Annotated in this window: 9 protein-coding genes; 7 read left to right on the top strand and 2 right to left on the bottom strand. The window is 63.8% G+C overall.

Features of this window, described 5'->3' with window-relative positions; all coding sequences use genetic code 11:
* Positions 1-2 precede the first annotated feature (2 nt).
* The 5 genes from TMPK1_RS01015 (at position 3) to hutG (ending at position 6,065) form a co-directional block, all read left to right on the top strand.
* Positions 3-1,316 (top strand): formimidoylglutamate deiminase, encoded by a 1,314-nt coding sequence (locus tag TMPK1_RS01015; protein WP_420240867.1) that lies wholly within the window; start codon positions 3-5, stop codon positions 1,314-1,316.
* Complete coding sequence (gene hutC / locus TMPK1_RS01010) at positions 1,313-2,044, top strand: histidine utilization transcriptional repressor HutC (protein ID WP_420240866.1); 732 nt, start codon at positions 1,313-1,315, stop codon at positions 2,042-2,044. Before TMPK1_RS01015 ends, hutC begins: the two co-directional genes overlap by 4 nt.
* 105 nt (positions 2,045-2,149) lie before the next feature.
* The gene (gene hutU, locus TMPK1_RS01005; protein WP_420240865.1) at positions 2,150-3,817 is read left to right on the top strand and encodes a urocanate hydratase; all 1,668 of its coding nucleotides are present in this window, start codon (positions 2,150-2,152) and stop codon (positions 3,815-3,817) included.
* Positions 3,814-5,310 (top strand): histidine ammonia-lyase, encoded by a 1,497-nt coding sequence (hutH, locus tag TMPK1_RS01000; RefSeq protein WP_420240864.1) that lies wholly within the window; start codon positions 3,814-3,816, stop codon positions 5,308-5,310. The genes hutU and hutH overlap by 4 nt, the downstream gene beginning before the upstream one ends.
* Positions 5,307-6,065, top strand: a complete 759-nt coding sequence (gene hutG / locus TMPK1_RS00995; protein ID WP_420240862.1) for an N-formylglutamate deformylase — start codon at positions 5,307-5,309, stop codon at positions 6,063-6,065. Before hutH ends, hutG begins: the two co-directional genes overlap by 4 nt.
* A gap of 3 nt (positions 6,066-6,068) precedes the next feature.
* On the opposite strand, the gene TMPK1_RS00990 is transcribed toward hutG, so the two are convergent.
* The gene (locus TMPK1_RS00990; protein ID WP_420240861.1) at positions 6,069-7,241 is read right to left on the bottom strand and encodes a dipeptidase; all 1,173 of its coding nucleotides are present in this window, start codon (positions 7,239-7,241) and stop codon (positions 6,069-6,071) included.
* Between the two features lie 2 nt (positions 7,242-7,243).
* On the bottom strand, positions 7,244-8,476 hold the full coding sequence (locus TMPK1_RS00985; protein WP_420240860.1) for a threonine synthase: 1,233 nt from the start codon (positions 8,474-8,476) through the stop codon (positions 7,244-7,246).
* Between the two features lie 101 nt (positions 8,477-8,577).
* Here TMPK1_RS00985 and TMPK1_RS00980 point away from each other — a divergent pair, with 101 nt between their 5' ends.
* Both TMPK1_RS00980 and TMPK1_RS00975 read left to right on the top strand, forming a co-directional pair.
* A complete protein-coding gene (locus TMPK1_RS00980; protein WP_420240859.1) occupies positions 8,578-10,056 on the top strand; it encodes an amidohydrolase family protein in 1,479 nt (492 codons plus the stop codon).
* Between the two features lie 117 nt (positions 10,057-10,173).
* A complete protein-coding gene (locus TMPK1_RS00975) occupies positions 10,174-11,577 on the top strand; it encodes a peptide MFS transporter (RefSeq protein WP_420240858.1) in 1,404 nt (467 codons plus the stop codon).
* The last annotated feature ends 12 nt before the right edge of the window (positions 11,578-11,589 follow it).

The following is an 11,589-nucleotide window of genomic DNA, read 5'->3' as shown; positions in this document are numbered from 1 at the left end:
CCATGAACCTCACCTTTTCCGCAGCGCGCCTGGCCGATGGCTGGGCCTCCAACGTCGGCATCGCCACAGACGCCAACGGCCAAATCGAGTCGATCAAACGCGCAACGACCGGCGGCAAGCTGGTCGCGATTCCCGCCGCCACCAACCTGCACAGCCACGCCTTCCAGCGTGCGATGGCGGGGTTGGCGGAACGGCAGAATGCGCGGCTCGACGATTTCTGGTCGTGGCGCGACGCGATGTACCGGTTTCTCGACCGGATGAATCCCGACCAGATCGAAGCGATCGCGGCCCAGCTCTATGTTGAGCTGCTGGAAGCGGGCTACGCGCATGTCTGCGAATTCCACTATGTGTGGAACGACCCGCACGGCCGCCCCTACGCCGATCCGACCATCACCGCACGCGCCATTCGCAACGCCGCCGCACGCACCGGCATCGGCTTGTCGCTGGTGCCGGTTCTGTACAGCCACGGCAATTTCGGTGCGAAGCCGCCCGAACACGGGCAGCGCCGCTTTCTGCACAGCGTCGATTCCTTTCTGTCGGTCGTCGACGAATTGCATCCCGAAGCGATCGCGCTGCATTCGCTGCGCGCGGTCAGCGCGGCGCAATTGCACGAAGTCGTCGCCGCAACCGACTTGCCGCTGCACATCCACGTCGCCGAACAGCAGCGCGAAGTCGACGATTGCCTCGCCTGGTCGGGCCTGCGCCCGGTCGAATGGCTGCAGCGCAATGTCGATCTGTCGTCGCGCTGGACCTTGGTACACGCGACGCACATGACGCAGGACGAGGCGATCGAAACCGCGCGCAGCGGCGCCGTCGTCGCGCTGTGCCCGTCGACCGAAGGCAATCTCGGCGACGGATTCTTCCCGGCCGAAGCCTATCTCGCTGCTGGCGGACGGTTCGGCATCGGATCCGACAGCCACGTCTCGACCAGCCCGGTCGAAGAACTGCGCTGGTTCGAATATGGTCGCCGCCTGCGCAACGAGAAACGCGCCCTGAGTGCCGGCGAAGGCTCGAGCCAGGTCGGTGCGTTTCTGTGGACCCGTGCTGCTGCGTGCAGCGCCGCGTCGGCCAACGCACCGCTGGGCGAGATTGCGGTCGGCAAGCGCGCCAATCTCGTTCTGCTCGATCCCGATCATCCGACTCTGGTCGGGCGCGACGGCGACACGTTGCTCGACAGTTTCGTGTTCAGCGGCAATGGCGGCGCCGTCGCCGAAGTTTGGGTCGAAGGAAAACGCGTGGTCGAACAAGGAAGCCACGTCGCGCGTGACGACATCGCGGCCAACTATCGCCGCGCGATTGCCGAGCTGCACGCGTGACGGAACCCGCCTACGCCCGGGTGAAAGCGCAGTTGCTGCGCCGTATCCGCAACGGGCGTTGGCGCGCGGGCGACCGGATTCCGTCCGAACATGAATTGATGCGCGAATTCGGCGTCGCGCGCATGACGGTCGGCCGCGCGCTGCGCGAACTGACCGGCGAAGGCTGGCTGCTGCGCACGCAAGGCGTCGGCACCTTCGTCGGCGGCGAACCGCGCGCCGAAAGCCATCCGGTCGAAATCCGCAACGTCGCCGAAGAAATCGTCGCGCGCGGCCACGCCCATCGCGCCGAAACGATCCGGCTGGAAGAAACCGAACTCGACGACGACGCAGCCGCCGCGATGGAACGCGAGGCCGGCAGCAAAGTGTTCTTTTCCGAAGTCGTGCATTGGGAAGGCGATCAGCCGCTGCAATTCGAACGGCGTTGGGTGGCGCCCGACTTTGCGCCTGCCTATCTCGACCAGGATTTTACCCGCACGACGCCCAGCGCGCATCTGCTGCAGATCGCGGCGATCGAAGCGGGCGAGCAGATCGTCCGCGCCGAAGCCGCGGATCGCCGCGTCGCCAAATATCTGCAGATCAAAACCGGCGAGCCGCTGCTGGTTCTGGTCCGCCGCACCTGGGCCCGCGGCAACGTCGTCAGCCACGCCCGCCTGTTTCATCCCGCCCAGCGCTTTCAGCTGGTCGGCCGTTTCGGATCCCCTCTCCCCTCGGGGAGAGGGTCAGGGTGAGGGGCGAGCCGCTGCGATGTCGGTGAACAAAGCCCCCTCACCCTCCCGCTTTGCGGGCCCCTCCCTCTCCCCACGGGGAGAGGGAAACTCGCTGGAGAGTCTCTTATGAAATCCAACGCCCGCACCATCCGCGCCCCGCATGGAACGACGCTGAGCTGCAAGAGCTGGCAGACCGAAGCGGCGCTGCGCATGTTGATGAACAATCTCGATCCCGACGTGGCCGAACGGCCCGACGATCTCGTCGTCTATGGCGGCATCGGCAAAGCGGCGCGCAATTGGGACGCCTACGATCATATCGTCGCCGCCTTGCGCCGCTTGAACGACGACGAAACCTTGCTGGTGCAATCGGGCAAGCCGGTCGGCGTGTTTCGCACGCACAGCGACGCGCCGCGCGTGCTGATCGCGAATTCGAACTTGGTGCCGCATTGGGCGACGTGGGAACGATTCCACGAACTCGATCGCAAAGGCCTGATGATGTACGGCCAGATGACGGCCGGGTCGTGGATCTATATCGGTACGCAAGGCATCGTGCAGGGCACGTACGAAACCTTTGTCGAAGTCGGCCGCCGTCACTTTGGCGGCGATCTGTCGGGCAAATGGATTCTGACCGCCGGACTTGGCGGCATGGGCGGCGCGCAACCGCTGGCGGCGACGATGGCGGGCGCATCGATGCTGGCGATCGAAGCGCAACCGAGCCGCATCGAACGCCGTCTGGCGACGCGTTATCTCGACGAAGTCGCGACCGATCTCGACGACGCGTTGGCGCGGATCGAACGCGCAACCAAAGACAAGCGCGCCGTCTCAATCGGCCTGCTCGGCAACGCCGCCGAGATTTTCCCCGAACTGGTGCGCCGCGGCGTCAAACCGGACGTCGTCACCGACCAGACCTCCGCCCACGATCTGCGCAACGGCTATATCCCCGCCGGCTGGACCGTCGATGCGTGGGAGGACAAGCGCTTGCACGATCCGAAGTCGGTCGAAACGGCGGCGCGTAAATCGATCGTCGCGCATGTCCAGGCGATGCTCGATTTCTGGCGCGCGGGCATTCCTGTGCTCGACTACGGCAACAACATCCGGCAGGTCGCCAAAGAAGAAGGGCTCGAACACGCGTTCGATTTTCCCGGCTTCGTGCCTGCGTACATCCGCCCCCTTTTCTGCCGCGGCGTCGGCCCGTTTCGCTGGGCGGCTTTGTCGGGCGATCCCGACGACATCAAGAAGACCGATGCGGCGGTGAAGCGTCTGCTGCCCGACGACAAGCATCTGCATCGCTGGCTCGACATGGCGGCCGAGCGGATTGCGTTCCAAGGCCTGCCCGCGCGCATCTGCTGGGTCGGGCTGGGCGACCGGCATCGCATCGGTCTCGAATTCAACCGCATGGTCGCAAGTGGCGAGTTGTCGGCACCGATCGTGATCGGACGCGACCATCTCGACAGCGGTTCGGTCGCTTCGCCCAACCGCGAAACCGAAGCGATGCAGGACGGATCGGACGCCGTGTCCGACTGGCCGATCCTGAACGCGCTGCTCAACACCGCGTCGGGTGCAACCTGGGTGTCGCTGCATCATGGCGGCGGCGTCGGGATCGGCTTTTCGCAACATGCGGGCATGGTGATCGTCGCCGACGGCACCGACGCGGCGGCAAAGCGTCTCGAACGCGTGTTGTGGAACGATCCCGGCACCGGCGTGATGCGCCATGCCGATGCCGGTTACGACAGCGCCATCGAATGTGCGCACGAACGCGGGCTCGACCTGCCCTCTTTGAAAGCTTCGCGATGAAACTCGAACATGATTTGCTGCGCGCCGCGCTGGACGGGCCGGTGCGCGCCGAGCTGGACGCAACCGATCGCGCCGCAATCGAACGGTCGGCCGCAACCGTCGACACGATCGTCGCCAGCGGTCGCACCACCTACGGCATCAATACCGGCTTTGGTCTGCTGGCGAGCAAGACGATCCCCGAAGACCAGCTCGCGACCTTGCAGCGAAATTTGATCCTGTCGCACGCGGCTGGCGTCGGCGCGCCGCTCGACGACGCAGCGGTCCGGTTGATCCTGCTGCTCAAGCTTGCAGGCCTGGCGCGCGGCTATTCCGGCGTACGGCTGCAACTGGTCGAAGCGCTGTGCGCACTGCTCAACCACGATGTGCTGCCGGTCATTCCCGAAAAAGGATCGGTCGGTGCGTCGGGCGATCTGGCACCGCTGGCGCATCTGTCACTGCCGCTGCTGGGTCTCGGCGACGTGCGCCATCACGGCGAAACCATTCCCGCCGCCGAAGGATTGCGGCGCGCCGGGTTGGAGCCGATCCAGTTGCGCGCCAAAGAAGGGCTGGCGCTGATCAACGGCACGCAGGTTTCGACCGCGCTGGCGATCAAAGGCCTGTTGCGCATCGAATCCGTGTTCGCGGCCGCGATGGTTGCGGGCGCCTTGTCGGTCGACGCTGCGCTGGGCAGCGACGCGCCGTTCGATCCGCGTCTGCACGAAGCGCGCGGCCAGCCCGGACAAATTGACGTCGCCGCGCGCTATCGCGGCCTGCTGGACGGCAGCGCGATCCGCGCCAGCCATTTCGACTGCGACCGGGTCCAGGATCCCTACTCGCTTCGCTGCCAGCCGCAAGTGATGGGCGCGGCGCTGGATCTGATCCGCAACGCTGCACGCACGTTGCTGATTGAAGCGACCGCGGTGACCGACAATCCGCTGATCTTCGCCGATACGGGCGAAGCTTTGTCGGGTGGCAACTTCCACGCCGAACCGGTTGCGATGGCGGCCGACACGCTGGCGATCGCGGTTGCAGAAATCGGTGCGCTGTCAGAACGGCGCTTGGCGCTGCTGATCGACCCGGCGCTGAGCCAGCTGCCGGCCTTTCTGGTCAACGAGCCGGGGCTCAATTCCGGTTTCATGATCGCGCAAGTCACCGCCGCGGCGCTAGCCAGCGAAAACAAATCGCTGGCGCATCCCGCGTCGGTCGACAGTTTGCCGACCTCGGCGAACCAGGAAGATCATGTCTCGATGGCGACGTTCGCGGCGCGGCGTCTTGCCGACATGGCCGAGAACACGACCAACATCGTGGCGATCGAATTGCTGGCGGCGTGCCAGGGCATCGATTTCCGCGCACCGCTGAATACGTCGCCGACCTTGCAGCGCGCCTATGGGCTGGTACGCAAACAAGTCGGCTTCTACGATCGCGACCGGATCTTCGCCCCTGACATCGCTGCAGTCGCAACGCTGGTGCGCGACGACGCGTTTCTCAGTTTCCTGCCGGGCCTTCTTCCGTGAACGTGGTTACCGTCACCGAACGCGATGCACCGCTGGTGATTTCGTTTCCTCATGTCGGCACCGACATTCCCAGCGAAATTCCGGTGGCGCGCATTCTCGACGACACGGATTGGGACCTGCCCGCGCTCTACGATTTCGCAGCCGCGCTGAACGCCACGACCTTGGTGCCGCGCTATTCGCGGCTGGTGGTCGATCTCAACCGCCCGCCCGACGATCGCCCGCTCTATGCCGGCGCGACCACTGGCCTTGTGCCGACCGAATGTTTCGACGGACGGCCGCTTTACACCAACAAGCCGCATACATCGGAGATCGCGCGCCGCCGCGATACGTACTGGCGGCCCTATCACGACGCGTTGCGCGCGCAGCTCGACCGGCTGGTCGCACTGCATGGCCATGTTCTGCTGTGGGACGCGCATTCGATCGACAACCAGATACCGCGGCTGTTCGACGGCACCTTGCAGGATCTCAGCATCGGTACGTTCGACGGCAAGAGCTGCAGTCCGCAGATCCGCGGCGCCGTCGCGATGGCAGCGGTGCGCCACGACGAATTCAGCCACATCGTCGATGGCCGTTTCAAAGGCGGCTACATCACGCGCCACTACGGCCAGCCGCAGAACAACGTCCATGCGGTGCAGATGGAGCTGGCCAAACAAACTCATCTCGGTGACGGCACCAACTGGGTCGACGAAAAACGGGCCGCAAAGCTGCGGCCCGTGTTGCGCGAAATGATCGAAGCGGCGCTCGCCGCCCTTTGACTGTCAGCGCCGCGCCTCAACCTCGCGCAACACGCGGAGCACGTTGCCGCTCCAGATCTTTTCGATGTCCTGCGCCGAATAGCCGGCTTTCTGCAGCGCCGCGGTGATCTTGGGTAGCATCGAGACGTCGGACATGCCTTTGACGCCGCCGCCGCCATCCCAGTCGGCGCCGATGCCGACGTGATCGACGCCCGCGACTTTGATCGCATGCAGCAGGCTCGCCATGAACTGCTCGAAGGTTCCGCTCGGCCAGCCATCGCGCGCATTCTGGGCGTGGTAGTCGCGCGCGAATTCGCGCTGCGCCGCGGGCGACAAGAACGCCAACGTTCCTTCCCGCTCACCGATCGCGCGGCGCGCTGGCGAGTCTGCCGGCATCGGCGTCAGATAGACCGCCGTCACTTGCAGCACACCACCCTTGGCCGCGAGTTTGCGCAGCCGTTCGTCGTCGATGTTGCGCGGATGGTCGAAGATCGCACGGGCACCCGAATGCGACAGGATGATCGGCGCGCGCGACCGCTCCAGCAGTTGGTCGAACACGTCGTCCGACGCGTGACTTGCGTCGATGATCATGCCCAGCCGGTTCATCTCTTCGACCCAGCGCAAGCCCAGCGGGCTCAAACCGTGCCATTGCGGTTTGTCGGTCGCTGAATCACCGAACTGGTTGTTCTTGAAATGCACCGGGCCGGCCATACGCACGCCGAAGCGGTGGAAGGTTTCGAGCAGGCTGAGATCTTCGCCGATCGGGTAGGAATTCTCGATGCTCTGAAACACGATGCGCTTTTGCGCGCGATGGATGCGCAACGCGTCGTCGGGCGTGAAGGCCAGTTCGAATTTGTCGGCGTTGCGCGCCACCATCTCGCGGATCTCGACCGCACGCTGCAGCGCTCCGTCGCGCGCAGCCGCATAAGCAGCGGGCGTCAGCGGCCCTTGATCGGTGAAGATCACGAAGAAGCCGCCGCTGAGATTGCCCTGCACCATGCGGGGATAGTCGACCTGGTTGATATCGTCCGGCGCCTTGTGCCGGTCCAACATGCTCCAGCCCGGCCGCGCGAAATTCATCGGCGTGTCGAGATGCGTGTCGAGCGTCAGTAGGCGCGCGTGCAGACTGGCATCGACGGTTCCTGCGGACGCCGTGCCGGTCAGCGCAGCGAGAACGAGAGCAACAGCAAGGCGCATGGTTAGATCCTGCCCGCGAGCAACGCGGCGTAGTCGATCGGTTTGGTGATATCGAGCCGCGCATCGGCGGGCGGCATTGGATATTTCAGACCGCTGGCGCAGTTGAACAGCACGACTTTGTCGGTCGGCGCGATCTTCTTTTGCGCCAGCGCGTCGGCGTAGGCCGCGTAGGTCGCAGCACCCTCCGGGCACAGCAGCAGACCGTCTTCCTGCGCCACGCGCGTCACCGCTGCTTCGATCTGTTTATCGGATACGGCCGCGGCAAAGCCGCCGCTTTTGCGCACAGCGTCCAGGATCAGAAAATCCCCCAACGCTGCCGGCACCCGAATGCCCGACGCGATCGTGTGCGCATTGGGCCAGAGTTCGGCGTGTGTTTTTCCTTCGTCATAGGCTTTGACGATCGGCGCGCACGTATCTGCCTGCACCGCAACCAGTCGCGGCAGCTTGCCTTTGATCCAGCCGAGCTGCTGCATCTCTTGCCACGCTTTCCACATGCCGATCAGGCCGGTGCCGCCACCGGTCGGGTAGAAGACGACGTCGGGCAAATTGTCGAAGCCGAACTGGAGCGCCAGTTCGAGTCCCATCGTCTTCTTGCCTTCGATCCGGTACGGCTCTTTCAACGTCGAGATGTCGAACCAGCCTGCGGCCTCGACGCCTTCGCGCACGATCTTGCCGCAATCGTTGATCAGCCCGTTGACGCGCCACACGCGACCGCCCTGCAACGCGATCTCGCGCACATTCACTTCGGGCGTGTCTTCGGGGCAGAAGCAGAACGATTCGATGCCGACGCGCGACGCGTAGGCGACCATCGCTGCCCCCGCATTGCCGTTGGTCGGGATCGCGACGCGTTTGACGCCGAAGCCGTGCGCCATCGACATTGCCATGCACAGGCCACGCGCTTTGAACGAGCCGGTCGGCAAACGTCCTTCGTCTTTGACGATTGGTGCAGCGCTGCCGTGCTTGGAACGTTCGAGCGCAATCAGCGGCGTTTCGATTTCGCCCAGCGAAATTGCGTGGCGCGCCTCGCGCACCGGCAACAATTCGCGCCAGCGCCACATATCGGCGCTGCGCGCCAGGATCGTGTCGCGCGAGACATTCTTTTTGACCGCGTCGAGATCGTAGCGAACCAGCAGCGGCTTGCCCGCGGGCGAAAGACCTTGCAGACGGTCGATCGGGAACGTGTCCCCCGTCGCGCTGCATTCGAGATGGGTTGCGTAGCTGCGCCAGTCACTCATCAGGAGGTCCTTCAGCCAAAAAGATGGGTCGAGCGATACACCGGCTTTCGGCCGCCCACAAATCTCGTAAGGTCGCGCACGGCCAAAAAGATGGGGGCAAGATGACGCGTCGCTTCGCACTTCTCGCAGGTTTGTGCTTGTTCGCGCCTGCGGTGGCAGCCGACCTGCCGAACAGTTTGTTGCCGGCGCCGGCAGTACCGGTTCCAGAGCTGCAGCAATATGTGCGCGTAACCGGCCCGAAAATCGCGTTGCAGCATGTGCGCGTCATCGACGGGACCGGCGCTGCGGCCAAGCCCGACCAGACGGTCGTGATCGAGAACGGCAAGATCACCGCGATCCAGCCAGCCGCGAAAGCGGCGCCCGCGGATGCGACCCTGCTCGATCTCAGTGGCCACAGCGTGTTGCCGGGACTGATCGGCATGCACGATCATATGTATTACATCGCTCGACCGAATTACGACGAGCACGGCCATTCCGAAGCGCCGCTGGTCGTACCGCAAATGACCTTCTCGTCACCGCGCCTGTATCTGGCTGCGGGCGTGACGACGATCCGCACCGCCGGCAGCGTCGAACCTTCGGCCGATCTCAACACCAAGTCGGCGATCGACAGCGGCAAGCTGCTCGGTCCGCATATGGACGTGACGGGTCCGTATCTGGAAGGTGCGAGCAGCCCGTTCATTCAGATGCACCGGTTGCGCGACGCCGACGACGCGCGCCAGTTCGTCGAATTCTGGGCCGATCGCGGCGTGACCTCGTTCAAAGCGTACATGAACATCACGCGCGGCGAGTTGAAGGCTGCGATCGATGCAGCGCACAAGCGCGGCTTGAAAGTCACCGGCCATCTTTGCTCGGTGACGTACGAAGAAGCGGCCGAGCTTGGCATCGACAATCTTGAGCACGGCTTTTACGTCAACACCGCCAACGATCCCGACAAGAAACCCGATCAATGTCCGCCGACAGTCGGGCGCCCGACGTTGCAGAACATCGATCCCAACGGTCCGTACGCGAAAGCGCTGATCAAGAAACTCGTCGACGCCAAGGTTGCGATCACCTCGACTCTGCCCGTCTTCGCGCAAAGTGTGGCGACGCATGAGCCGCTGCAGCAACGTTTTCTCGACACGCTGACCACCGAAGCGCGCGCCGATTATTTGTTGATCCGCAAACGCGCCGAAGCAACGCCGTCGAACGTCGCGCCGACCTTGCTCAAGAACGACATGCAGATGGAACGCAACTTCGTCGCTGCCGGCGGTTTGTTGATTGCGGGTCCCGATCCGACCGGCAATGGCGGCGTGATGCCGGGCTTTGGCGATCAGCGCGAAGTCGAGTTGCTGGTCGAAGCGGGATTCACGCCGGTCGAAGCGATCAAGATCGCGACCTTGAACGGCGCCACCTATCTCGGCGTCGCCGATCGCATCGGTTCGATTGCGACCGGAAAAAATGCCGATCTCATCGTCGTCAAAGGTGACCCGTCCAAGACCATCGCCGACATCGAGAATGTCGAGATCGTGTTCAAAGACGGGATCGGTTTCGACAGCGCCAAATTGCTGGCCTCGGTCAAAGGCCGGTACGGGCAGTATTGACCCCGCCGCAGTTGCGAAAACCCAATAGGCGCCGCGTTTGCGGCGCCTTTTTTTGCCTACCCGGATGCGCGCGGGACCAGTACGGTCTCGTCCAAATAAGAATCTAGGGGAAGCTTCATGTCCGCAGATTTGGCGATGGCCGAGCCGCCGCTTGGCGTCCGATCGACCCGCTCTTTGTTCGGTCATCCGATCGGATTGACCGTCCTGGTCGCGACAGAAATCTGGGAACGGTTCGCTTATTACGGAATGCGGGCCCTTCTCATTCTGTATATGACCCAACAGCTGCTGTTGGCCGGGCACGTCGAGAGCCTGGTCTTCTTCGCGCCGCTGAAAGCCACGTTCGAAAGCATGTACGGACCGCTTTCGGTGCAGGCGACGGCATCGCAGATCTATGGGCTCTACACCGCGCTGGTCTATTTCACGCCGCTGATCGGCGGGCTGATCGCCGACCGCTATCTCGGCCAGCGCCGCGCCGTCATGCTGGGTGCGATCCTGATGGCTGCGGGCGAATTCATGCTCTTCGCCGCCGAACCGCTGTTCCTGCCGGCTCTGCTGCTGATCATCGCCGGCAACGGCTTCTTCAAGCCCAACATCTCGACGCAGATCGGCAATCTTTACGCGCCGAACGATTCACGCCGCGACCGCGCCTTCTCAGTCTTCTATGTCGGCATCAATATCGGCGCCGCCGTTTCGCCACTCGTGTGCGGCACGATCGGTGAAGTCTATGGCTGGAACTGGGGCTTCCTGGTTGCGGGCATCGGCATGGTGGCCGGTCTCGTCATCTTCACGCTGAGCAGCAAAATGCTGCCGCCGGATTCGCGCAAACTCGCGGAATCGCGCCCGGTGAAAAACACGCCCGGCGCCAGCGACACGAGCGCGATCCTGACGCTGATCACGGTCGCCTTCTTCGTGATCTTCTTCTGGGCCGCGTTCGAGCAGAAGGGCAACGTCTTCCCGCTGTGGGTGCGCGACTACACCGATCGTTCTTTCTTCGGCTTGTTCGATTTGAAGACGACCTGGTTCCAATCGGGCAACGCGATGATGATCATCATCTTCACGCCCTTCGTCGTGCGCATCTGGTCCAAGCTTGAAGCTGCCGGCAAAGAACCGACGACGATCGCCAAGATGATCATCGGGCTGGGCCTCGCGTCGCTGTCCTATCTCGTGCTCGCACTGGCTGCGTTGACGACGGGCGATGGTGACGGTCACGGCAAGGCGAGCTGGCTGTGGTGCCTCGCCTATCTCTTCCCGCTGACGATCGGCGAGCTGTGCCTGTCGCCGATCGGCCTGTCGCTGTTCTCGAAAGTGTCACCAGCCAAGATGGTGTCGATGATGATGGGCGTGTGGTTCACCGCTTCCTTCTTCGGCAACTACCTGGTCGGCGCCATCGGCACGCTGTGGGAGAAGATGCCGAAGAGCGAGTTCTGGCTGATCGTGGCGGCGCTTGCCGGTGCTGCCTGCCTCGGCCTGGCTCTGCTCTATAGGCCGCTGCAACGCGTCGTACACGCACGAACCAACTGATCTCGACTGCGC

The sequence above is a fragment of the Roseiterribacter gracilis genome, assembly GCA_018332375.1.
GTDB lineage: Bacteria > Pseudomonadota > Alphaproteobacteria > BOG-932 > Roseiterribacteraceae > Roseiterribacter > Roseiterribacter gracilis.
This window is presented reverse-complemented; position numbering and strand designations above follow the sequence as displayed.

Excerpts from the sequence above, each read along its gene's own strand:
- TMPK1_RS01015 (WP_420240867.1), top strand. The coding sequence starts at position 3 with ATGAACCTCACCTTTTCCGCAGCGCGCCTGGCCGATGGCTGGGCCTCC.
- hutU (WP_420240865.1), top strand. The coding sequence starts at position 2,150 with ATGAAATCCAACGCCCGCACCATCCGCGCCCCGCATGGAACGACGCTG.
- hutH (WP_420240864.1), top strand. The coding sequence starts at position 3,814 with ATGAAACTCGAACATGATTTGCTGCGCGCCGCGCTGGACGGGCCGGTG.
- TMPK1_RS00990 (WP_420240861.1), bottom strand. The coding sequence starts at position 7,241 with ATGCGCCTTGCTGTTGCTCTCGTTCTCGCTGCGCTGACCGGCACGGCG.
- TMPK1_RS00985 (WP_420240860.1), bottom strand. The coding sequence starts at position 8,476 with ATGAGTGACTGGCGCAGCTACGCAACCCATCTCGAATGCAGCGCGACG.
- TMPK1_RS00980 (WP_420240859.1), top strand. The coding sequence starts at position 8,578 with ATGACGCGTCGCTTCGCACTTCTCGCAGGTTTGTGCTTGTTCGCGCCT.
- TMPK1_RS00975 (WP_420240858.1), top strand. The coding sequence starts at position 10,174 with ATGTCCGCAGATTTGGCGATGGCCGAGCCGCCGCTTGGCGTCCGATCG.